Source organism: Limosilactobacillus reuteri subsp. reuteri (genome assembly GCF_000016825.1).
Classification (GTDB): domain Bacteria; phylum Bacillota; class Bacilli; order Lactobacillales; family Lactobacillaceae; genus Limosilactobacillus; species Limosilactobacillus reuteri.
On sequence record NC_009513.1, the window covers coordinates 916,195 to 939,212 of the forward strand.

Here is a 23,018-nt window from a genome sequence, read left to right on the forward strand (position 1 = left end):
TGAGGAAACAATAAAGGATTGTTATCTCGTCTTTTTTATTGCATATTTTAAAATTGAAAGCGCATCCAAACGATGTATAATTAAAATGTAATGTACAATTTTGGAGGTATTGTAATGAAAAAGCATTGGAAATTGCGTTTTACTCTCTCCTTATTAGTTCCTTTAGGGTTCAATTTATTTTATTCTTTACCAACTCATGCGTCTGAAACTAACATTCAAACTAATGTTAAAGTTGATGCTCAAAGTTCAAAAACGATTACGAGCACTGAAAATCAATCAGCTCTTGTAACTGCACAACAAGTTAAAGATCAACAAATCGATAGTCAACAGTTAGTTAATGATACATATCAAAAAATAGCGGAAAATAAGGATCTTAATAGTGTGATTTATCAGGATCCAGTAAATGCACGGCAACAGGTAAATGCTTTGCCAGATACAAACACTACTTCAGAGCAGCCTTTTTACGGAGTGCCAATTCTAATTAAAGGGTTAGGCCAAGCATATAAAGGATATCCGAATACGAATGGACTTCCGTATATGGAAGATAATCGTTATGGTTATACTAAAAATTTTGTGGCAAAGTTGCAGAAAATGGGATTTGTAATTGTTGGTGAAACAAATTATCCTGAGTTAGGATTAATTAATGTTACAGATTCCAATTTATATGGGCCAGCGCATAATCCATGGGACCTCACGCGAAATGCTGGCGGATCTTCTGGTGGAGCGGCGGCAAGTGTGGCTGCTGGAATAGTACCGCTTGCAACCGGAAATGATGCTGGTGGTTCCTTAAGAATTCCTGCTTCGTGGTCAGGTGTAATTGGGTTAAAACCTACTCAGGGAATTATTCTTGGAGATTCATTAACGCCTTCAGTGGTTAACTTTGCAGAAACGCGGCGGATTGATGACACGATCAAGTTATTTGAGGGCTTACTAGATCCAAACCGGAAATCATTATTGAAGGAATTTCCGCTTAAGCTCCAAGACCTAAAAATTGCATATTCATTAAAATCACCAGTAGGTTCTGTTGTTAGTGTGGACGCTAAAGCAGCTGTTTTAAATGCAGTAACCTTCTTACGGCAACAGGGCTTTCAAGTAGTCGAAAAGGATAGTCCGGTTGATGGGGTAAAACTGATGCGTGCTTATTATTTAGGGGCTTTGAGTGACGGAACAGTTGCTAATTATCTGGCTCAACAAAAACTGCACCGTAATCTGCAGGCTAGCGACGTCACAGAGCATTTGGTTAGTCCGATGACATATGCGTTGTATGAAGCTAGTAAAAAAGCACCCAAAGAAATAAAGCAAACTTACAATAATGAATTAGCGTTAGTTGCTGCTCAGATGAAGAGTTTTCATGAAGAATATCCGATTTATTTAACGCCAACTACCGCAACGGTTGCACCATTAAATTCTGATCCAGCATTTTTACCAGCAGATGTTGCTAAAATTTTGCAAATGGCCAAGATGCCTTTTGATCAACAAATGGATGTTATTTACAATGCTTGGTATCATGGATTAAGTAAAACGCCATTTACGCAATTAGCTAATTTAGCAGGAGAACCGGCGTTAAGTTTGCCGACTTATGTTAACGCACAAGGATTGCCATTAGGGATTCAGTTAGAAGGAGAAAAAGGCAGTGACCTGATTTTATTAGCGTTAGGGAAATTATTTGAAGAGAAAGGTAAACTAATCTTCCTAAGTGATTACCAAAAGTTAAACAATGATACCCAGCCTAGTGAGCCACAAAATGAAGACGCAGCAAATATCTCAAAAGTTGTTGTCCACAATTTAGGCAAAAAATCAGTTTATGAATTCCAAACTGCCTCAAGTAAACTTAATATTTCAGATAATATTAGTCCGAAATATGTAGTAAAAACTTCGCAACAAGTGAATGCTAGGAAATTACAATCGACAAAAGAAAAGCAGTTACCACAAACAGGATCAAATAATAATGATGGGTTAGTTTTGCTTGGATTAGCTTTATTCTCATTAAGTCTGACAAGTGTTTATCAAAACAAGCGAAAATTTTGATAAACAGTTTTGACTAATCCTGTACATAATTTATAATATGAGTAGGAAGAGAATTCTTGGATTGAATAGGAGGAAATAGATATGTCATTGATGCAAAATACCTCAGAAATTAACAAGACTGATAAGCAGGTGTACTTAATCACTTTGTTGCGGAAGAGTACAAACATGCCACAATACATTGACCATATGATTTATGAAACTGCAGAAGGTGGTCAAGAATTTATGGCGCGCTTAGTCGAAGCTTTTTCACGGGCAGGTTACCGGGAAAAGAAGCTTAGCGACGACAAGTACAACCTCGATAACGGACTTGATAAGATCACTTTACGGGGTTCATACCAACCTATTTACAAGGGATAATTAAGGTTAATAACTAAATTAAAAGAGCTGATGCTACATTCGAGGCACCAGCTCTTTTAATTAATCATCGTTTCGTAATGATGGAACAGTAATATCATTACCGTAATTGGCACTCCACCACCCATGCTTGCTGACATAACCTGTTGGCAAGCAGAGAATCACTAAGAAGATTATATCAATGACTGAAGAAATAGTTTCCATCACCGCACTATCGTTACTTGTAAAAATAAGGGAAAGTAACCAGAAAACCAACACGGTCCAGCCAGTCAAACCGGTATCACGAACCCGCCGGACACAGATAGCAATTCCGGGAATAATAATAGCAATAGCGAATACTGCAATAACGAAGAGCAGGAAAATTAAGAATCCAACGCCACGATTATAGCCATTCATAATCGAAGTGACAGAAGCAAAACCAGCGATTGCTAGTAAGAAATATAAAATAACAAAAATGATGAAATTAACCAATACTGGCCACCAAAAATCCGCCCGCGTTGAAGTAGCCCGGTACTTAAAGGCATTTTCCCAGTAGTATTTGTAAGCTTCAAACATACAATTCTCCTCCTTTGATAGGTTTGCTTTGATTATAGCATTTTTGCGGGGATGTAGATTGACTTATGATTTGGGGAGGAGAAAAAATCCCTAACTGTGACTAACACATTAGTATGCTAACTTTTCACACTTTACGTTAGAGTATATAATTTATAGGATTACTAATTGTAATAAATATTGATTTTAAGGATTGAAAATATCATGTTTATAATATAAAGAATAGTTAATTATGATTTTTTAACAGCGTCATCAATTAATGAAAAAGATACGCAAATTTTATAAAAGTATGGAACGATAGGAGTTTTTATTTTGGCAACAAAGTCTAAAGAGCTAAATATTGAAGATAAATTATGGAAGGCTGCTGATGCATTGCGTGGAAGTATGGATGCATCAGAATATCGTAATGTTGTATTAGGATTGATCTTTCTTAAATATGCGTCAGATTCCTTTGAAGAAAGAAGACAAGAACTTTTAAAAACAGAATATCCTGAAGATGCAGAAGATCCGGATATGTATCTAGAAAATAATATTTTCTGGGTTCCTCAAGAGGCTCGTTGGGCAAAGATTGAACATGCTGCTAAAACACCTCAAATTGGTGAAGTGATTGATGATGCAATGACTGCAATTGAAAAGAGCAATGATTCATTTCGAGGGATTTTGAGTAAAAACTATGCTTCACCAGATCTTGATAAAACACGCTTGGGTGAAGTAGTTGATTTAATTTCGGACATTAAGGTTGGAACTAAAGAATCTACAGATAAAGATGTTTTAGGTCGTGTTTACGAATATTTCTTAAATGAATTTGCTAGTCAAGAGGGTAAACACGGTGGTGAGTTCTATACACCACGGTCAATTGTTAAAATCTTAGTTGAAATGATTGAGCCTTATAAAGGACGTATTTATGATCCTTGTTGTGGTTCAGGTGGAATGTTTGTCCAATCAGAAGAGTTCGTTCGTCATCATCAGGGAGAGTTGAAAGATCTTCACGTATTTGGTGAGGAATCTAACCCAACTACTTGGAAATTAGCTAAGATGAATTTAGCGATTAGAGGAATTGATAGCGACTTAGGCCCCCACCAAGGCGACACTTTCACTAATGATTTACATAAAGGTGTTCGTTTCAACTACATTTTGGCTAATCCACCATTCAACATTAAAAACTGGGGTGGCGAAAAGCTTCAAGAAGATGCTAGATGGAAATATGGTGTTCCACCAACAGGAAATGCAAATTATGCCTGGATTGAACATATTATTAGTAAGTTAGCACCGGATGGGAAAGCTGGCTTTGTTTTAGCTAACGGTGCCTTATCGACTTCTAATAAAGAAGAGTTTGCTATTCGTAAAGCAATTTTAGAAGATGATAAGATTGATGCAATTGTTGCTTTACCTGAAAAAATGTTTTATTCAACGGGGATTCCAGTTTCATTATGGTTTGTTGATATGAATAAGGAATCTGAGGATGAACGCTCGCGAAAGGGTGAGACATTATTTATTGATGCACGTAATTTGGGTGAGATGATTGATCGAACTCATCGTGCATTTAATGATGATGATATTAAAAAAGTAGCGGATACTTACCATGCTTATCGTGGTACAAACGATCAAGAATATAAAGATGTTGCTGGCTTTTGTAAAATTGCTAAGTTAGATGAGATCGCTAAAAATGATTATGTATTAACGCCTGGTCGCTATGTTGGCCTTGCTAAACAAGAAGATGATGGAGAATCATACGAAGTTAAAATGAAGAGACTAACTAGTGAATTAAAAGAACAATTTGAGGAGAGTAATAAGTTACAAGCTCAAATTAAAGATGTATTGAAGGAGCTTGGATATGAAATATAAAAAAATACAGCTTAAGGATGTAGCTGATATAGTTATGGGACAATCACCCAAGTCAGTCTTTTACAATACTAATGGAAATGGTACTCCGTTTCTTCAAGGAGTAAGAACATTTGGTGAAAATTATCCCCAAATTGATACATGGACTACTTCTTATAATAGAAAAGCGAAAAGCGGAGAAATATTGTTTAGTGTGAGGGCACCTGTTGGGAGAGTAAACTGGGCTAATCAAGATCTTGCAGTAGGGCGTGGATTAGCAGCTTTAAAAATTAAAAGTGGCTATTCAAAAGAATACTTATACTATCTTTTTAAGAAGATTGGTGGTCAATTAGATTCACTAGCTACTGGAACAGTATTTACTTCAATAAATAAAAAAGAATTGGAAGCTATAGAGCTAAAAATTCCTGTTAATTTAAGTGATCAAGAAAAAATAGCTGATTATTTACAGAAGATTGATCAGGAAATAGAGTTAAATAATCAGATAAATGATAATTTAGATGTTAAAAATACTTTTCTAACAGCTCTTTTTTTATTGCTAATAATTTTTCGTTTTCTTCTTCTAATTTTCTTAATTGTTTAAAAATTGGTTTTGTAATTTCGTTAAACTTAGAAGTATCTTCTGAATTAGGAATATTAATTATATGCTGTTTGAGTTTTTTACCTGATATTTCTTTGAATGTAGAACCATTAGCTTCATTTTTTATTGCAGCAGTTTCGTGCTTTAATAATTCATAAATAAATTGAAATGAATATTCTTTATTAGGGATTACAGACTTGAAGCCTTGGTTTGTAGCTAAATTATTTTTAGCTATAGAAATATAACCAATAGGTGCTCGAGAGCTAAATAGTATAGTATTGGTTGGCAATAATTTTGCACTTCCTTTTGCCAATCCTAAACCTGTAATGTAATTTTCACCACTTGAAGTAAAAATTAACGGATGTTGAGACAGATCTTTGGGAGTTACCCAAGCAATATCTCCATTCCAATAAGCAGCTATTTTTTTAGACGGAGTACCACCACCAACTACTGTACCAATATCTTCAATAGTTTTTTCTACTGTTGTTACATTATTTAGGAAATTTATAAAATATGAATCAACTAATTCAACTAAATTATCATTTAATCTACTAAGCAACTCTCTGTGGTGTATTATTTTTCAAAAACGGAGAATTGATTCATGCAAAGAGTAGAGTCTGAAAAATTGATTCAAAAAATGTTGCCATACTTGAATAATCAACAGTTATTATGTCTAAGAAATGCACTAGATGAACTAATTACTACAGAAAATAAACAAGTAGATAATCATAAGGATAACCAGCAGCTGCTTACTAAATACTTTGCTTCTAAAAGAGCAGAAGGATGCTCGGAAAAATCATTAAAGTATTATAAAACTACTATTACTAAAGCTCTGGCCTCAATTGGTAAAAATGCTAAAGAAATCGTAACAGATGAGTTACGTAACTACTTAACTAATTATCAAGAAGTTCATAACTCTAGTAAGGTAACTATTGATAACATTAGAAGAATCCTTTCCAGTTTTTTTAACTGGCTAGAAGACGAGGACTATATTATCAAGAGTCCAGTAAGAAGAATTCATAAGGTTAAAGTTTCAACAACTGTGAAGGAAACCTATACCGACGAAGAACTAGAAAAGTTACGTGATAATTGTAAGGATATTCGCGACTTAGCAATGATTGATTTTCTTGCTTCAACAGGTATGCGGGTTGGGGAATTGGTATTGTTGAATAGAGATGATATTAATTTTCAAGAGCGTGAATGCATTGTTTTTGGTAAAGGTAGTAAAGAACGAATTGCTTATTTTGATGCAAGAGCTAAATTACATTTGCAGAAATATTTATATACTCGTACGGATAGTAATGAGGCATTGTTTGTTTCGCTATACAGGAAACATACTCGCTTAACAATTGGGGGAGTTGAATCACGATTAAAGCATTTAGGTAAAAGATTAGGAATTTCGCGTGTATATCCACATAAATTTAGAAGAACGTTAGCTACAACAGCAATAGATAAGGGAATGCCAATTGAACAATTACAGCGTCTTTTAGGACATAAACGAATAGACACAACTTTACATTATGCGATGGTTAAACAACAAAATGTAAAGATAGCACATAGAAAGTATATAGGGTGATGAAATGATTTATAAATACTTAGGAGATATTGCTGAGATTAAAGGTGGCAAAAGAATGCCTAAAGGAACTAGATTGCAACAAGAAAAAAATCAACATCCGTATTTAAGGATTACTGATTATGATGGTAAAAGTTTTGATCGTAATAGTATTAGATATGTTCCTGATGAGGTGTTTGAAAAGATTAGTAACTATACAGTAACAGAGGGAGATATTTTTTTATCAATTGTTGGAACTATAGGGATAGCGACCACGATTGATAAAGAATATGATAATGCTAATCTAACAGAAAATGCAGTTAAAATAATTCCTGATGAGTCGGTAAATTCCAAATATATTTTATATTTTTTACAATCGATGTTAGGACAAAGACAAATGAATGAACTTTCTGTTGGCTCAACACAAAAAAAGTTGCCTATAAAAAACATTAAAAAAATCAAGATTCTTTTACCTAATTTAGAAATACAAAATAAAGTTGTATCTAATTTACAAATCTTAGATAAAAAAATAGCTTTGAACAATCAAATAAATGATAATTTAGATGCTTTATTAACTAATATATTCAAAAAATATATGATTAATGACGGTTTTGAAAAATCAAACTTAACTCAAATTGCAAATTATAAAAATGGGTTAGCTATGCAAAAGTATAGACCTAATTCTAATGAAGAAAGCTTACCAGTTCTTAAAATAAAAGAGTTAAATCAAGGAAATACTGATGATTCGTCCGATAGATGTTCGGCTAATCTTGATAATTCTGTAATAGTTAATACTGGCGACATAATTTTTTCGTGGTCAGGAACTTTATTAGTAAAAAATTGGACGGGAGACAAGGCAGGTCTTAATCAACATTTATTTAAGGTTACCTCTAATAAGTATCCTGCATGGTTTATTTATGAATGGACTAAGTATCATTTATTGAGGTTTCAAGCAATTGCCGCCGGAAAAGCTACAACCATGGGTCATATCAAAAGAAGTGATTTAAAATCATCACTAGTATATATTCCCTCTCAATTATTTTTAGCGAAAATGGATAGTCAACTAGCACCAATTTATAGTCAAAGGTTAAACCTAATTAAAGAAAATCAACAATTATCGAAACTTAAGCAGACTTTGCTTAAGAAATATTTTTAAGCAACTAAATTATCATTTATCTCCCTAAATCAAACAGAAAGAGGTGATTTATTGTGGCAAGTTATCTTAACGAAGAAAATATAGAGGGCATTGCTTTAAGATGTCTTGATGAAGTAGGCTATCAAGTCTACAAAAGTGCTAGTTATACTAGTCCGAATGTAGAAATAGATGCTGAAAGAAATAATGACCATACACAACCTATTTTAAAAGGACAATTAGAAAACGCTTTACGCAAGTTAAATTCTGGACTTGATGATGAAGTATACCGTAATGCCATTCATCAATTTGAAATGCTAGCAGATAGCCCAGATATGATGCTTAATAACCATAAACTTCATGAATTAATTATCGGCGGAGCAAAAGTAAAAACATCAATTAAAGGTGAGGACCGGACCATTACTTTGTATCCGATTGATTTTAAAAACGTTGATAACAATACATTTATTGCAACAAATCAATTTACAATGAAACAAGGAGAACATGAAAGAAGACCAGACATTACTCTTTTTATTAATGGGCTTCCTTTAGTTACCTTTGAATTAAAGAACCCAGCAAATGCGAATGTAGGTATTCAACAAGCTTTTGCCCAATTTTCTACTTATAAAGAAGAAATATCTTCTTATATGCAATATAACGAAATTTTAATTGTTTCTGATGGAATTAATGCGCGAGCTGGGTCATTAACAGCGGGAATTGATCGCTTTATGCGGTGGCGCGAGCCGAAAAATGTAGATATTGACGATTCAATGATGGAATTAGAAGTATTGATAAAATACATGCTTACCCCATCTGATTTATTAAACATCATTCAGAATTTTATTCTTTTTGAAAGTGATGGAGACAAGACAATCAAGATTTTAGCAGCATATCATCAATACTATATGGTTAATAAAGCTGTAAAAAGAACATCAAAAGTATTGGCTGACCCTGATGACAAACGAATTGGTGTTGTTTGGCATACCACTGGTTCTGGTAAATCATTGTCGATGGTCTTTTATTCTGGAATAGTAGCTCGTAAACTTGGTAATCCAACTATTTTAGTAATTAATGATCGTAATGATTTAGATGATCAGTTATTTGGTACTTTTGCGGCTGCTCATGAATATCTACAACAAAACCCTGATCACGCTGAATCACGAGGAGAAGTTCGTAAATACATGAGTAAGAATTCTGGCGGGATTGTTTTTAGTACAATTCAAAAATTCTCACCAAACTTTGACGCAGGTGAAGAACATATGCCTATACTTACAAACCGTTCTAACGTTATCGTAATGGTTGATGAAGCTCATCGGTCTCAATATGGAATGCAAGCAAAACTAACCGATAATGGTATTCGTTATGGATATGCTAAATATTTGCGTGAGGCTCTTCCTAACGCCTCGTTTATTGGTTTTACAGGAACACCAATAAATACTGAAGATAAATCTACCGTGGCAATGTTTGGAAATTACATTGATGTTTATGATATTACTCAAGCAGTTAATGATCATGCCACGGTCCGGATTTATTATGAAAGTCACGTTTTCCCATTAAAGCTTAAGGACAATGCAATTGATGAATATCAAAAGTTAATTAAAGAAGCTGGTATTAATGACGATCCTAATCTTAGAGAAACTGAGCGACGGAATCGGGCATTTACTAGATTAGAGGCCCTTGCCGGTGCAAAACCACGGTTAGAAAAAATAGCCCAACACTTTGTTCATCATTTTGAATCACGACAAAAGGAAGAATTTGGTAAGTCGATGATTGTTGAAATGTCACGACAAAATGCAGTAAAGCTATATAATGAAATTGCAAAATTACGTCCTGAGTGGATAAATGATGATATTCATAAGGGAAAAATCAAAGTTATTATGACGTCTAATGCTTCTGATGGCCCAGAATTTGCTAAATTTAAGACAAGCAAACAAGACCGATTTACGTTACAACAACGGATGAAAGATAACGATGACGAATTACAAATTGTAATAGTTGTTGATATGTGGCTAACTGGATTTGATGTTCCTAGCATGAATACCATGTACATTGACAAGCCAATGCAAGGACATAATCTTATCCAGGCAATTGCTCGTGTTAATCGAGTATTTAAGAATAAAGATAGTGGGTTAATTGTCGATTACATTGGGATTGCTGATGCTCTTCGTTTTGCCTTAAATGTATACACAAAAGATGACCAAGGAAAAGTTGGAATTAATGTTGATCGTGCACTAATGCTTCTAAAAGAGAAATATGACATTATTAAAGAAGATTTCCTATATGGGATTGATTACTCAGAATTTGATTCTGATGATAGCCAAACTCGTCAGAAGGCAGTTACTCGTGTTGTAAATGAATTAGCTGCAGAGGACGATGAAACAAAACAAAAATTCTTTGATGTAGTAACAGAACTTCAAAAAGCTTATGCATTAGTTTCAACACAGCCGGAAGCCCAAGATTTAAGTGCGGAGATAGCATTCTTTAAAACGGTTAAAGTATTCTTAACTAAGCTTGAGGCTCCTGACGATCCAGATGATAGTAAAGAGATTCATAGTTCTGTTGATTATCGAATGCAACAACTATTAGATCAATCAATTATTTCAGAGCCGAACGTTGACATTTATCGTGACCTAGGATTAGAACGCCCTAACTTAGATTTAATCTCAGAACAATTTCTTGAAAAAGTAAATGAAATTACTGAGAAAGATCTAGCAATTACTCTTTTAGAGAAACTATTAAAAGGGCAAGTAAAAGCCTACCAAAAAACGAATATTGTTAAAGGCAAGAAGTTTGAGGAATTACTTCAAGAGTCAATTGATGATTACAATAGGCGGGGAATTACCAGTGAAATTGTAATTAGAAAGTTAATTGATATGGCTAAGGAAATTAATAAAGAACAACAAGAAGGTAAGAATCTGGGACTTTCAAAAGAAGAAGTTGCCTTTTATGATGCTTTAGCTGATCATGAGAAAGCTGTTCAAGAATTAGGAGAAGAAAAGTTACATCTTATTGCTGCTGAATTAGTAAAGACTGTAAAGCAACAATCAGGGGTTGATTGGGAGCGGCGCAGCAATGTTCGTGCTAAAATGCGTGTTGCAGTTAAACATCTATTACGTAAGTATGGTTATCCACCTGATATTGCTCCAGATGCCATTAAGACCGTAGTAAAGCAAGCTGAACAAATGGCTTCTCAAGAGAGCTAATTATTAAAGTAAAAAGACTAATTGCTGTTACAACAACCAGTCTTTTTACCACTCAATTATTTTCGGCTATTAATATCTTTTTGCAACTTCAAGAAATAATTGTCAGAGACATGAAACACTTGTCCTAACTGTTGCGAAATATCCGCATCAATTACTAATTTATTATGCAGAAGATGGTCAATTTGCTCTAAAGAAATAGTGGTTTTCTTTGATAAAGTTACTGGTGATATATCTAGTGGAATCATAAATTCTTCTTGTAAAATTTCACCAATAGTTGGCAGTGGAATTTTTGTCATTTTACTATCTCCCAAGTTCAAAAATTAATCTGTTTTAATTATAGCTTAAATTAAAACACTACTACTTATAAATTCTTTAAACCTGAAACCGTTTCCTTACATTATCGCCCAAATGCGTTATAATTAACTTAACTGATCAACAAAGGGGCGATTAGATATGAAGTGTCCATGTCATAACTTATCAAAGAACCAAAAGATTGTTTTATTAACCCTTGTCGCAGGAGCCTTAATTTGGCCAATGTACTTGCTATATAAGCTGGCAAAGAAAAAATAATTTTTATACGAAGAATCACTTGCAGGTGGTTCTTTTTTTCATGATATAATTTGAAAGTTAACTAAAAAGGAGGCGAGTCACATGTTAGATATCCTGGATTACACGAAACAAGAATTGATTTCTGATGCCGATTTTTGGCAATTCGCGGGTGAACATCTTGAAAAACCGACTGAATTTAGGGGCGTTTCATTTGTTTCTTCAATTAAGTTTATTGAGGAGCAACTATTACCGCGCTATGATAAGGTCACTTTGATCCTCGGCTTAAGTGATAATGGAAAAGAATCAATTGGCAAACGGATGAGGCAGTTAAATGACCGGACTGAATTTGTCAATTATGGTTATGAACACCCTGATAGTGAATTTACAAAGCGAATTTTAGATGGCAGCTTGCGACTTTTATTCACAAAACAAGAATTAATTCATACCAAAATGTACTTAATGACAAGTGACGACCGGTATCTCTCATTTGCCGGTTCAATGAATTTAACCGAAGCAGCAATTCATCATAATTTAGAACAACTCGACAGTGACTATGGAATGCAGACGGATCCGCTTTATCAATGCCATGTCCAGATGTTCAATGATAACCTTCACCATGCGACTGCCTATCTGGACGCAAAGAAAATGGCCGGGTTCATTAAGGCGAAAAATAAAGAGCAACTTCAGATTAATGTCTATACCGATACAGTGAATATGGTGAAAAACAAGGATAACGGTGACCAGGATGCGGTGATTATCCCGGCAGAAGAAGTAAAAGAATATAAGGATCAGTATAGTTCTGACGAGGAATTAAAGAAACTATCAGCTCCAGAAAAATTGAGTGTCGCCCAAACTGTCAAGCTCTTTGGCAATGCTGGCTATAAGAAACGCAATCTCGAAAATATCGGGAAAGAACTCTACAGCCTTACTCAAGTAGTTAAACATGTGTCTCGAAACGATGATAACTCAGGAAAGATTACCCGTGAAGAAGATCTCTATCCTAAGCCAGTCTTGTTTTATAACAATGGTCAATTATTTGAAGCGCCCCGTGTTGGCGATAATGTAAAGTCGGAATTAATAACATCGAATTTAACTGGTGCCCGTCTCCGTGAACAGCTTCAATTATTTAGCGATATTGCGCATGAGTACGATAATTACAAAGAAGTCGGTGAGGGGTGGCAAGCATGTGATTTCATGTGTTTCCTATTTGAAGCTCCCTGGCTATGGAAAATCCGTAATATGTATGAATTATCGCCAAGCAGTAAATCACGCGAAGATGTTCCCCTCGGAGTAGCCTTGATTGGTCAAGGACGAACTGGGAAATCGACGTTGGGAAAGCGGCTAGCAGCCAAGCTAACAGGAAGTGGTAACTTCCTTGATGGCGGTGTTTTTGATGCTAAAAATTATGCATTAGGAAAGTCCAATATCAATATGACTATTACAACGGTTTTAAGCGATTATATGTATAGTGCTGGGCCCGTTAATCCGATGATGATTGATGATATTAGCCCTGACTTAACAACACGGCCATATTTTGATCGCTTCATTAAAGAAATTACTAACAATCGTAGTTTAACTCAGCCACTCCCATCATTTATTTTTACGATGAATCGTCGTGAGGGTGACAGTAAATCGCAATTTTCCCTTAAACCGGAAATTATGCGTCGTTTATGGTACCTCAGCTTTGAATCAACTTTTGCCGGGGATGAAGATGAACGAGAAGCTAAGTTAAATGACTTGCTTGAGCGCGCTAACGATCAACTTTATCGTTATTGCCAAGTTGAACTTGCGAAATTTTTCAATGATGTGTCACCAGAGACAGAACAAAAGATTGAAAGGGATTACCTTTATCCAATCAAATATGTCTTGAAACAAGCGATGGACCAATTTGGGATGTTTGAGCTTGTTAAAGACTACTTTGAAGATAATTATGATTACTCACTTTTTGTCGGGCGAAATGATTGGACAATGCTGATTAACCAGGCGGAAGTCGGTGCTGATCTAACGTTTATTCAACAGGATGGTCAGTTAAAAGCGCAAATTAATAAGCAGTTGTTTAATAAGGTTTCAGATAGTACGGCGCGAAATAATGGGTCAATGATGATGGAACGGTACTTCCAATATCTGCCGCGAAAGTATCGAATTAGTTATCAATATACTAGTACCGGTTTTATTGTCGATGTTGCTAATTTTGATCGGTGGCTTAACAGTGATACCCTTCAGCAAAAGTATAATAGCAGCGAGGTAGCCCGGGATGCTCAAAAGGTAAATACTGATGCAAAAATGACTGAATTGCTTACCCGGTTAACAGAGGCACAAGAAAAGCAAGCGCATCGCCACGGGATATTTAGCTGGCTTAAAAAGAAATAAGGTGAACTTATGAAACATATTTGGAAACTTAACCTATTTCAAAAGATAATTGTTTGGTTATTTATAATTGCTTTAATTACCTGGCCCATATATTTTTACGTAAAGGCAAAATGGGGCTAAAATAAGAGTGTAGGTAGTGATAGGTTTTTGAACAAAGGAGTAGATTCTTATGAAGAAAAATAAAACTGAAAACAAAACTACACAACCTAAGAAGCATTCAAAGAAGAAGTTTACTATTTTAGCCCTTTTAGCTGGCGCTATTGCTTTACCAATTTATTTAGTAAAGAAAGCGTAAAATTATAACTTATATTGAAAAGGATCACGATTAGGTGGTCCTTTTATTATGTCTTTTTAAATTTTATTGATCAACATTAAACGGAATAATGTTCATTTGTTATAATTAATGTAACCGCTATACTAATGATTCACAAAGAAAGGATGCCGATAACAAATGACCAAAAAGATAATTCTTGACTGTGATCCCGGACATGATGATGCATTGGCATTAACGATGGCCGTTGCTTCACCGAAGATTGATGTCCTTGCCGTAACAACTTCTGCTGGTAATCAAACACCAGACAAAACTTTAAATAATGCGATGCGGATGTTAACTTTACTCCATCGAGAAGATATTCCAGTTGCTCAGGGAAATCAAACTCCGCTGGTTGAGCCGCTTGAAACTGCACCGGAAGTTCATGGGGAAACAGGTTTGGATGGTGCGGACCTTCCTGATCCCGATTTCAAAGTTCAACCAATTCCAGCTATTGAGTTGATTGCTAAAACTCTTCGTGAAAGTGATGAGAAAGTTACCTTAGTAGTTACCGGTCCAATGACAAATGCGGCCTTATTCTTACGGGTCTATCCCGATTTGGCGAAAGAAAAGATTGATCAGATTGTCTTCATGGGTGGGGCAATGGGACTTGGTAACTGGCGGCCATCAGTCGAATTTAATATTTTTGTTGATCCAGAAGCAGCTAAAATTGTAATGAACTTCGGCCTGCCTCTGGTAATGGCACCGTTGAACGTGACTCATAAAGCTCAGATTATGAAGGATGAGATTGAGCAAATCGGGCAAATCAATAATCCAGTTGCCCAAGCTTTCCACGGTCTCCTAAACTTCTTTGAACAGTACCATGAAAATCCTAAGTGGGGCTTTAAGGGTGCGCCACTCCATGACCCATGTACGATTGCTTGGTTGATTGATCCCACCATGTTCGGTACTGACAAAATGAATGTAGATGTTGAAACTCAGGGCGATCTTACACGGGGAGAGACGGTTTGTGACTACTATCAGTTAACTGATAAGTCCCAAAATACTGAAGTCCTCCTTGATATTGATCGTGAGAAATTCATCCAATTGATCATTGATACCCTGCAAAGTTTCTCACAGAAATAAATTTGCTGTTTACAAAAAGAAAGTGAAGAGTTACACTATATGTAAATTTAACAATCTAATTTTCTTCGGGGCAGGGTGAAATTCCCAACCGACGGTAACAAGTACGCTTGGAGTCCGTGACCCGTTAGCATTTATGTTAACGGTTGAACCAGTGAAAATCTGGTACCGACAGTATAGTCTGGATGGGAGAAGAAAACTAAAAATGACACAATCAGTTTAAACGTAAAGCCCCGGATAGCAGTGATGTTATCCGGTTTTATTTTTGCCGAGCTGTTTTTTTAAGTTAACTATTTAACGTCCCGAGAGAAATCTTAGGACGTTTTTATTTTGGAAAGGATGGTTAGAGTGGAAGATGCTTATTTCATGCAAATGGCAATCGCTGAAGCAGCAAAGGCTGGCAATGAAACTTGGAAAAATCCTCGCGTTGGGGCAGTTGTTGTGAAAAATGGTCAAGTTTTAGCGCGAGGTCATACTCACGAATACGGTGGAATTCACGCTGAACGGGATGCAATAGGTAAACTTACGCCGAAACAGGGACAGGGGGCAACTCTTTATGTCACGTTGGAACCCTGCAATCACTATGGGAAACAACCGCCATGTAGTCAGGCGATTATTGACGCGGGCATCAGAAGGGTTGTGATTGCGGAAACAGATCCGCACAAGCTTGTCACCGGGAAAGGAATTGCTACGCTTCAACAGCAAAATATTATTGTCAAAACGGGCGTCCTTAAAGAAGCAGCACAGGCCTTAAATCCGTATTACGATTTTTTCTATCGGTACCAACGACCATGGGTAACTTTAAAACAAGCAGTGAGTCTTGACTATCGCGTGGCCGCAGAAAAAGGTCAACGAACGGCGATTACTAATTCTGCTGTGGCAAAAATGGTTCATACCGAGCGTGGTAATTTTCAAGGAATCTTGATTGGAAGCCAAACCGCCATTATCGATAATCCAACTTTATTAACGACTAGTCCGACAAAGTTTCCGCCAGTAAGGATTGTTCTTGACCGCCGGGGACGTTTAAAAGATAATCCAACCTTACACTTGTTGACTGACGGGCAGGCACCTACTTGGATTTTTACGGAAAATAGTTCGCTACAAGATCAGTTTGCTAAAAGCATTCAGGTATTTTATCGCCGGACGTGGTCAATTAACGACATCTTGCATGAACTTGGTCGACAAGAAATTCAATCTGTTTATGTAGAAGGGGGTCCGACTGTTCATCAAGCGTTTTTACGGAAAGGATTGTTTGAAGAGCTTATTACTTATTTAGCTCCCCAGATGCTTGGCGAAAAAGGGGTGCCAGGGATGGAGTCACCTCATCAATTACATTTAGCCCATCAGGAAATTAAAGTTTTAGAGAATAATATTAGGATTGCGGGAAGGAAGATGGAACATGTTTAGTGGTTTAGTAGCAGGAGTTGGTCGGATAACAGAGATCAACCTACAAGGAGAAACAATTGAACTAGCGGTTACTCCGCGAATTGATGACTTTTTAACTACCGTCCAACTCGGAGATTCAATCGCGGTAAATGGGACATGTTTAACGGTCGTAGAAATCAATAATAATCAATTTACGACAACTCTAATGCCGCAAACGTTTGAAAAGACAACGTTCAAAAACTTGGAAAAAGGGTCCCTTGTAAATCTTGAACGTTCATTGCAAGTTGGCGCACGGCTAGAAGGTCATATTGTAACGGGGCATGTTGACGAACTATCACGAGTTTTAAAGCGGACTGTCAATGAAAATGCTATTGAAGTACAATTTAGTATTCCACACCGCCTGCATGGTCAAGTGGTAGCGCAAGGAAGTGTCGCGATTAATGGCGTAAGTTTAACCGTGATGGAAACTGGTAATGGCTGGTTTACAGTTGGGCTGATTCCGCACACTCAACTCGTGACTAACTTAGATACGCTTAAAGTAGGGGATGAAGTTAATTTAGAAACTGATATTTTAGGAAAATATGTTGTCGCAAACTTATCAGGAGGCAAAAACTAATGGATGTAAAGAAAATTCAAGCAACGATTAAGCATCTGCAAGAAGGTGGTTTAGCAATTGTCATGGATGATGCAGACCGCGAAGCAGAAGGCGATTTGGTGGGGCTTGCTAGTAAAGCTACCCCTGAAAAAGTTAACTTTATGACTAAGTATGCACGTGGATTGATGTGTGTTCCCATGGCACCGGAAGTGGCTGAACGACTGAAATTGTCACAGATGACTGCTGATAATTCGGATCCGTTTGGGACAGCTTTTACAATTAGTGTTGATCACCATTCAACGACTACCGGAATTTCAGCCTTTGATCGTTGGCGCACCATTACTCATCTTGCCGCGCCAACTGCTAAGAACGAAGACTTCTACAAGCCAGGCCATATCTTTCCCTTGGTCGCCAAGAAAAATGGGGTATTAGAACGCGATGGTCATACTGAAGCCGCGGTTGACCTCGCGCGCTTGGCTGGAGTGGAACCAGTTGCTTATATCTGTGAGATTTTAAAAGACAATGGTGAAATGGCGCGATCAGTTGAACTTCATGAGAAAGCAGCCGAATTTGGCTTACCCATCATTACGATCAAAGAACTTCAGGAATACCGGCAAAGTTTAGCGAGCAAACCAGTAGAAGAGGTGCATCTCCCGTCTCAGTATGGTGACTTTCGCTTACGATGGTTTGATGACAATAATCTAGCGCTGATAAAAGGAGATATTGATCCAACTACTCCTGTAATGGTTCGCTTGCATTCAGAATGCTTTACTGGCGATGTTCTTGGTTCCCTTCGCTGTGATTGTGGTCCTCAACTTCATGAAGCAATGCGCCAAATTGAGAAGAACGGCAGCGGGATTATTATTTATTTGCGGCAAGAAGGACGAGGAATTGGTTTAGCAAACAAATTGCGAGCCTATCATTTGCAAGAACACGGCTATGATACTGTCGAGGCAAATGAAAAACTAGGCTTTGCACCAGATGAGCGACAATATGACCAAGCAATTGCGATTTTACATCAATTAGGGATAACCAAGATTAACCTACTTACTAATAATCCTGATAAAATTGAGCAACTACAACTTGGCGATATTGAAATCAATGAACGTCTACCATTAGAAATAGCGCCTAATAACTACGACGAGAATTATTTGATCACAAAGAAAAATAAATTTCATCACTTACTGAATCTGGAGGCTTAATCATGAAAGAATTTACTGGGAAATTTAATGTTCAAAGTGCAGAAATCGGGATTGTTGTTGCTGATTTTAACGAAACTGTCACTAAACAATTAGTGCAGGGAGCTACCGAAATGTTAGCTAAGTTTGACCTTGAAAACGTTGATGTATACCATGTGCCGGGAGCATTTGAAATTCCGTTTATGACGAAACAATTATTGGCAAAAAAGGAATATGACGGCATTTTGACGTTAGGCGCTGTTATCAAAGGTGAAACAGATCACTACGATTTAATTTGTCAAAATGTTGCTAGCGGCGTAATGAATCTTAACTTAAAGAGCAATATTCCAATTACATTTGGCATCCTTACTACCGATAACATTGAACAAGCAATGCAACGAGCGGGACTCAAAGCGGGTAATGAAGGAGCGATCACTGCACAAAGCTTACTAGAGATGATTTCGTTAAATCGACAAATAAATTAAAAATAACCTCCATTCTTGGATAAAACCTTGAATGGAGGTTATTTGCTAACGTTTATTTTTCTGAATCAAACGCTTGATTTCATCTAACTCAGCCTTTAGTTGGCGATTTTCATGTTGGATTTTGACTAACTGGGCGGAAATCTTCCGTTCGTCTTTTTTGGCAAAGAACTCAGTAATTGTACTGGTAAGCATCCCAATAAAACCAATCCCCAAGAGCATCAGGACAATCGCAGCTGCCCGGCCAATTCCGGTCTTAGGAATCACATCCCCGTAACCAATCGTAGTAGCAGTTGTAATTGCCCACCACAGGGCTGTTTCATAAGAGACTTTCTCCGAGATACAAAACATTGCTGCGGCTACCATTATGACAGCAATCGTAATGTACAAGTAGTAGAGCAACTCATTTCGCTCAAAGAAGACGCCCAGACGACCGGTAAATCCGACTAAACGCATAATTCGCATGAGTTTAAGCATCTGAAAGGTTCTACCAATTTGCCCAATTCGGAAGAGAAAGAAAAGGCTGCTGGCAGGAATGATTGATAGAAGGTCAAAGATGTTATCTTTCACAAATTCGCGTTTATTTGGTGAAATAATCAGGCGGATAACGTAATCAGTAAAGAAGACCAACCAAATCCCATTGTCAATCATATTGTAAGGGTAGGTGTCAATATTGATTCGCTTGGCATAATATGCGATCAGCATTCCAATCGAAATAACGGCTAAGATAGCCATAATAATTTGGTAGACAATGTAGGTAAACTTCTTATGCACGATTTTTCTCCTGCCCATAGATTTAATTTTATCTTAAGCGTCTCTTGAAAGGGATGCAAGGATTATTCTGCTTTACTTGCGCTTCCGTTCCCATCCGATCGTAATGATTCCGGCAAAAATGGTCCAGCCTAGGCCAATCAAACTGAGTAATACGCCTAATTTGATTCCCGGCAACTCGTAGCTAAAGGTAACATGGTGAGTTCCAGCAGGTAAGTATACTCCTAAGAAAGCCTGGTTTGTTCGTAAAGTGGTTGCCTTTTTACCATTAACTTTCACTGACCAGCCAGTAGAATAAGGAATCGAAGAAGTGAGGACGCCAGGACGAGTCGTTTTAATCATTCCTTGAACTTGGTTACGTTTGAATTTAACGTTCTCTAGGCGATGGCGCTGCAATGTTTTAACTTCACGATAATAGTTATTATCTAGTTTTTCTGCTACTACCCGGTACTTGAGCTCATAAGTTCCGAGTTTTGAAGGCTGGAAGGTGAGTGAAGTCGGCAGTTTACCATCATAATAACCAATATTAAGCGTCGAATTAGTAACATGCTTGAACAAGGAAAGGGTACTTTGCCGCGCCTGCTCAATCGTAGCGGTTCCAAACTTACTGCCGATATTAAGCTTAAAGCTAATATCAGGTGAACCGTTTAAAACGTGGTAACGCCAATAGCGATAGTGGGTATAGCGCTGATTAATAACATTTCCGGGATTAAGGACCGTTTCCTTGAGATGTGCTTGTTCGTAGGCAATCTGTTCTTTCATGGAGAAAGGAATGTACTTAATCTTGGAAAATTCAATATGCAACTCGCTGCCCTTTAATTTTTGCTGCATTTTTTTACTTTGCAGCTCTGGTAATTGTAATTGATAAGTTTCTTCACTATCGGTATAGGTCAGTTTAGCCGGGTTAACCTTATTCAAGCGGTTAGAAACTAACTCGCTTTTAAGGGGATAGACATGCGTCTTGAGCTTAGCGGCTTTCATTCCTCGGAGCTTTTCTTGCTTATCAACCAGAACACCGGTAGCTAAAACGCGTTCTTTTTCAGTTGGTGAGAGTGATTGATAATCTTTTTTCTTAATGTAGTTATCTTGCCAGTAAAGTAATGGGAAGGCATAGTTTGTTTTATACCGCATCGTTTGCGTGGGCACAAACTCATCCTTGCTTTGGGGATTGCTTGGTTGCCCTTCATCGTAATTGATGACTGGATCAGTTGCTTTATCTAAAAAGTAACCAGCGGGAATCTTTGTCGCGTTATCACCATTGCTTTGAACAAAGAGATATTTGACGCCAAAGAAATTATTCATAATTGTCCGATCATCGGCTTGCCGAATGGGGATGTTAGCCTGATACTGGTTATTTTGCAGGCTTGTATTAAACTGTCCCAAATATTTATTTTGCAGTGAATAGTAAGAATCAATGTTATGCAATCCAGAAGTAAGGTCATTATCAAGGTTAGGGCCGTCAATAATCTTATTTTGGCTAATTGTTGAAACGCGGTAAAAAGAATTGTTCTTCAAATCCTGATCAAGGTTACCGTAACGGTTACTGGTAATTGCCTGATACTCTCCCCGGCTCAACATACTACTAGAGAAATCACCATTATAAGGGAAAGCCGCGTAAATTGCGTTCACCCCGGCGTTAAGCATTGTAATCGCTAGTAACCACTGGTAAGGATGAGCAAGTTTGTTTAAGTGAATCAACCAGATGACCATTAGGGAGCCGATTAAGAAAATAACCGGCATAAAAATATCATTTTCATTGTCAAAGAAGAAGGTTGCGATCAAGACAATGAGGTAAATCCCCGTTGCCCAACTTAGGACCGCCATTGTCTTTTGATCAAGCATCGGAATGTTCTCTGCTAGAATACAGACGGTCATTGCTAATGGAAGGTAAATCAAGAGCGTCCAACGGTTAGACGCTGACATCATTCCGTTGAAGAAAGCGCCGACTGCTGGAATTAGCAGCATGATGAGCGCTAGACCAAGGCTGATCGTTAGCAAGGGATACTTTCGCGGACGGGAATAAATGTAAACAAGGGCGATAAAACCAATTGAAACGATCCCTAACGCAGACCAGAACATGAAATACCATTGACCACCGTTAATCAGTGATTTAGGCAAAAAGAGGTAGTAGTAAAGAGGATAGGTTTTTAAACCATTAGCAAATAATGATCCAGTCCGGGTTGAATTTGTGACCGCAATAATTTCGGGAACAAGCAAAACTGCTGATAAGAGGACACTAGTAATTGTTGCAAAAGCAAGTTTAAGCAAGGCTTTCCCATAATTAAGCGTGCGACGATAATGTGTTCCTACGCGAAGAACAAGATAGAGGAATGAACCAATTCCTAAAACATAAGCAAGGTAATAGTTGCTTACTAGCATCCATGTAAAGGCACCAGCAAGCGGCCAGGGCGATCCTTCTTGTAATATCCGTTCAATCTGAACCACAATTAACGGAAAGATAATAAATGGCGTGGTAAAGAAGGGCTGGGCGATACAGGCATAGAGTAAAAACGAATTGACCAGGTAGGTTGTTGCCCCCATCAAAATGACGCTATTGCGAAACTTAAAGTGTTGAGCGAAATAGACGAAAGCGAGGCCAACACAATACATCCGGATAATATTAATTACCTGGTAGGCGAGGGTAATCTTTGCGGCGGGAAAAAGCAGTGCAAGATAAGAGAAAATATCCCCAATTGTATAGTAAGAATATACTTGAAAGGTATCACTGCCTAGCCCCATTTGCCATGACCAGAAGTTTAGGCGGAGATGGTGGAAGAAGCTAACCAGTGCTTCTCGATACTTTGCTAGTAAAGGTAAATGCTGGTTGAGAGCATCTTTACTGAGAATAAAAGTATGACCAGTAACTAAATATGTCCCGAAAATACATAAGGCTAAGAAGATGAATAAAATAGTGTATTCACCGTATAGTCTTTTTACCGGTCGTTTTTTAAATGAGAAATCCATAATTCCTCCTTGGATTAACAATCATTTTTTAGGATATCTCTAATATTTTAACAAAAAAATATTAAGAGTGACGTTCTTAATTTTAGCGGA

The 23,018-nt window shown here is 37.1% G+C and carries 19 protein-coding genes and 1 riboswitch; of the genes, 14 read left to right on the forward strand and 5 right to left on the reverse strand.

Annotated elements, in window-relative coordinates:
• Positions 1-114 precede the first annotated feature (114 nt).
• Together LREU_RS04570 and LREU_RS04575 are read left to right on the forward strand one after the other, a co-directional pair.
• Positions 115-2,028: an amidase family protein gene (locus LREU_RS04570; protein WP_011953456.1), complete on the forward strand. Its 1,914-nt coding sequence runs from the start codon at positions 115-117 to the stop codon at positions 2,026-2,028.
• Positions 2,029-2,109: 81 nt separating this feature from the next.
• A complete protein-coding gene (locus LREU_RS04575) occupies positions 2,110-2,385 on the forward strand; it encodes a hypothetical protein (protein WP_003666104.1) in 276 nt (91 codons plus the stop codon).
• A 60-nt stretch (positions 2,386-2,445) separates the two neighbouring features.
• Here the strand turns inward: LREU_RS04575 and LREU_RS04580 are convergent, their stop codons facing one another.
• Complete coding sequence (locus LREU_RS04580; RefSeq protein WP_003667972.1) at positions 2,446-2,937, reverse strand: DUF805 domain-containing protein; 492 nt, start codon at positions 2,935-2,937, stop codon at positions 2,446-2,448.
• A 309-nt stretch (positions 2,938-3,246) separates the two neighbouring features.
• On the opposite strand from LREU_RS04580, the gene LREU_RS04585 reads away from it, so the two are divergent.
• Positions 3,247-4,779, forward strand: coding sequence for a class I SAM-dependent DNA methyltransferase (locus tag LREU_RS04585; RefSeq protein WP_003667970.1), 1,533 nt, complete (start codon positions 3,247-3,249; stop codon positions 4,777-4,779).
• Entirely contained in the window at positions 4,769-5,356 is a 588-nt protein-coding gene (locus LREU_RS04590; protein ID WP_003667969.1) for a restriction endonuclease subunit S, read from the forward strand. The genes LREU_RS04585 and LREU_RS04590 overlap by 11 nt, the downstream gene beginning before the upstream one ends.
• Here the strand turns inward: LREU_RS04590 and LREU_RS04595 are convergent.
• Positions 5,277-5,912 carry a restriction endonuclease subunit S gene (locus tag LREU_RS04595; protein ID WP_003667967.1) on the reverse strand — a complete coding sequence of 212 codons (636 nt, stop codon included), beginning with the start codon at positions 5,910-5,912 and terminating at the stop codon, positions 5,277-5,279. The two genes, LREU_RS04590 and LREU_RS04595, sit on opposite strands and share 80 nt — an antisense overlap.
• Positions 5,913-5,954: 42 nt before the next feature.
• Here LREU_RS04595 and xerA point away from each other — a divergent pair, with 42 nt between their 5' ends.
• From xerA to LREU_RS04610, 3 genes are read left to right on the forward strand one after another with little or no spacing between them, the layout of a single operon-like run.
• Positions 5,955-6,929 (forward strand): site-specific tyrosine recombinase/integron integrase, encoded by a 975-nt coding sequence (gene xerA, locus LREU_RS04600; protein WP_003667963.1) that lies wholly within the window; start codon positions 5,955-5,957, stop codon positions 6,927-6,929.
• Positions 6,930-6,933: 4 nt separating this feature from the next.
• Positions 6,934-8,061: a restriction endonuclease subunit S gene (locus LREU_RS04605; RefSeq protein ID WP_003667961.1), complete on the forward strand. Its 1,128-nt coding sequence runs from the start codon at positions 6,934-6,936 to the stop codon at positions 8,059-8,061.
• Positions 8,062-8,114: 53 nt separating this feature from the next.
• Positions 8,115-11,240, forward strand: coding sequence for a type I restriction endonuclease subunit R (locus LREU_RS04610; RefSeq protein ID WP_003667959.1), 3,126 nt, complete (start codon positions 8,115-8,117; stop codon positions 11,238-11,240).
• Positions 11,241-11,296: 56 nt separating this feature from the next.
• Here LREU_RS04610 and LREU_RS04615 read toward each other — a convergent pair whose 3' ends face one another.
• On the reverse strand, positions 11,297-11,536 hold the full coding sequence (locus LREU_RS04615) for a HigA family addiction module antitoxin (RefSeq protein WP_003667958.1): 240 nt from the start codon (positions 11,534-11,536) through the stop codon (positions 11,297-11,299).
• A 355-nt stretch (positions 11,537-11,891) separates the two neighbouring features.
• On the opposite strand from LREU_RS04615, the gene LREU_RS04620 reads away from it, so the two are divergent.
• The 7 genes from LREU_RS04620 to ribH all read left to right on the forward strand — a co-directional run bounded on the left by LREU_RS04620 (position 11,892) and on the right by ribH (position 19,196).
• Entirely contained in the window at positions 11,892-14,159 is a 2,268-nt protein-coding gene (locus LREU_RS04620) for a phospholipase D family protein (RefSeq protein ID WP_003667956.1), read from the forward strand.
• Between the two features lie 169 nt (positions 14,160-14,328).
• Positions 14,329-14,454 (forward strand): hypothetical protein, encoded by a 126-nt coding sequence (locus tag LREU_RS10630; RefSeq protein ID WP_003666121.1) that lies wholly within the window; start codon positions 14,329-14,331, stop codon positions 14,452-14,454.
• A 156-nt stretch (positions 14,455-14,610) separates the two neighbouring features.
• Positions 14,611-15,555, forward strand: coding sequence for a pyrimidine-specific ribonucleoside hydrolase RihA (rihA, locus tag LREU_RS04625; protein WP_003667955.1), 945 nt, complete (start codon positions 14,611-14,613; stop codon positions 15,553-15,555).
• Positions 15,556-15,612: 57 nt separating this feature from the next.
• A riboswitch (FMN riboswitch) is annotated at positions 15,613-15,753 on the forward strand.
• A 147-nt stretch (positions 15,754-15,900) separates the two neighbouring features.
• Entirely contained in the window at positions 15,901-16,959 is a 1,059-nt protein-coding gene (gene ribD, locus LREU_RS04630; RefSeq protein WP_011953458.1) for a bifunctional diaminohydroxyphosphoribosylaminopyrimidine deaminase/5-amino-6-(5-phosphoribosylamino)uracil reductase RibD, read from the forward strand.
• Positions 16,952-17,554 (forward strand): riboflavin synthase, encoded by a 603-nt coding sequence (locus tag LREU_RS04635; protein WP_003667952.1) that lies wholly within the window; start codon positions 16,952-16,954, stop codon positions 17,552-17,554. Before ribD ends, LREU_RS04635 begins: the two co-directional genes overlap by 8 nt.
• Complete coding sequence (locus LREU_RS04640) at positions 17,554-18,735, forward strand: bifunctional 3,4-dihydroxy-2-butanone-4-phosphate synthase/GTP cyclohydrolase II (RefSeq protein WP_003667951.1); 1,182 nt, start codon at positions 17,554-17,556, stop codon at positions 18,733-18,735. The genes LREU_RS04635 and LREU_RS04640 overlap by 1 nt, the downstream gene beginning before the upstream one ends.
• A 2-nt stretch (positions 18,736-18,737) precedes the next feature.
• Positions 18,738-19,196: a 6,7-dimethyl-8-ribityllumazine synthase gene (gene ribH / locus LREU_RS04645; protein ID WP_003667949.1), complete on the forward strand. Its 459-nt coding sequence runs from the start codon at positions 18,738-18,740 to the stop codon at positions 19,194-19,196.
• Between the two features lie 45 nt (positions 19,197-19,241).
• Here ribH and LREU_RS04650 read toward each other — a convergent pair whose 3' ends face one another.
• Positions 19,242-19,967, reverse strand: a complete 726-nt coding sequence (locus tag LREU_RS04650; protein ID WP_011953459.1) for a potassium channel family protein — start codon at positions 19,965-19,967, stop codon at positions 19,242-19,244.
• A 72-nt stretch (positions 19,968-20,039) separates the two neighbouring features.
• Entirely contained in the window at positions 20,040-22,928 is a 2,889-nt protein-coding gene (locus LREU_RS04655) for a YfhO family protein (RefSeq protein ID WP_003667946.1), read from the reverse strand.
• Positions 22,929-23,018: the final 90 nt, after the last annotated feature.

What these genes read in the sequence shown, in the direction of transcription:
- xerA (WP_003667963.1), top strand. Translation starts at nt 5,955, where the DNA reads ATGCAAAGAGTAGAGTCTGAAAAATTGATTCAAAAAATGTTGCCATAC.
- LREU_RS04580 (WP_003667972.1), bottom strand. Translation starts at nt 2,937, where the DNA reads ATGTTTGAAGCTTACAAATACTACTGGGAAAATGCCTTTAAGTACCGG.
- LREU_RS04575 (WP_003666104.1), top strand. Translation starts at nt 2,110, where the DNA reads ATGTCATTGATGCAAAATACCTCAGAAATTAACAAGACTGATAAGCAG.
- LREU_RS04570 (WP_011953456.1), top strand. Translation starts at nt 115, where the DNA reads ATGAAAAAGCATTGGAAATTGCGTTTTACTCTCTCCTTATTAGTTCCT.
- LREU_RS10630 (WP_003666121.1), top strand. Translation starts at nt 14,329, where the DNA reads ATGAAGAAAAATAAAACTGAAAACAAAACTACACAACCTAAGAAGCAT.
- LREU_RS04590 (WP_003667969.1), top strand. Translation starts at nt 4,769, where the DNA reads ATGAAATATAAAAAAATACAGCTTAAGGATGTAGCTGATATAGTTATG.
- LREU_RS04605 (WP_003667961.1), top strand. Translation starts at nt 6,934, where the DNA reads ATGATTTATAAATACTTAGGAGATATTGCTGAGATTAAAGGTGGCAAA.
- rihA (WP_003667955.1), top strand. Translation starts at nt 14,611, where the DNA reads ATGACCAAAAAGATAATTCTTGACTGTGATCCCGGACATGATGATGCA.
- LREU_RS04620 (WP_003667956.1), top strand. Translation starts at nt 11,892, where the DNA reads ATGTTAGATATCCTGGATTACACGAAACAAGAATTGATTTCTGATGCC.
- LREU_RS04615 (WP_003667958.1), bottom strand. Translation starts at nt 11,536, where the DNA reads ATGACAAAAATTCCACTGCCAACTATTGGTGAAATTTTACAAGAAGAA.
- LREU_RS04640 (WP_003667951.1), top strand. Translation starts at nt 17,554, where the DNA reads ATGGATGTAAAGAAAATTCAAGCAACGATTAAGCATCTGCAAGAAGGT.
- ribH (WP_003667949.1), top strand. Translation starts at nt 18,738, where the DNA reads ATGAAAGAATTTACTGGGAAATTTAATGTTCAAAGTGCAGAAATCGGG.
- LREU_RS04655 (WP_003667946.1), bottom strand. Translation starts at nt 22,928, where the DNA reads ATGGATTTCTCATTTAAAAAACGACCGGTAAAAAGACTATACGGTGAA.
- LREU_RS04635 (WP_003667952.1), top strand. Translation starts at nt 16,952, where the DNA reads ATGTTTAGTGGTTTAGTAGCAGGAGTTGGTCGGATAACAGAGATCAAC.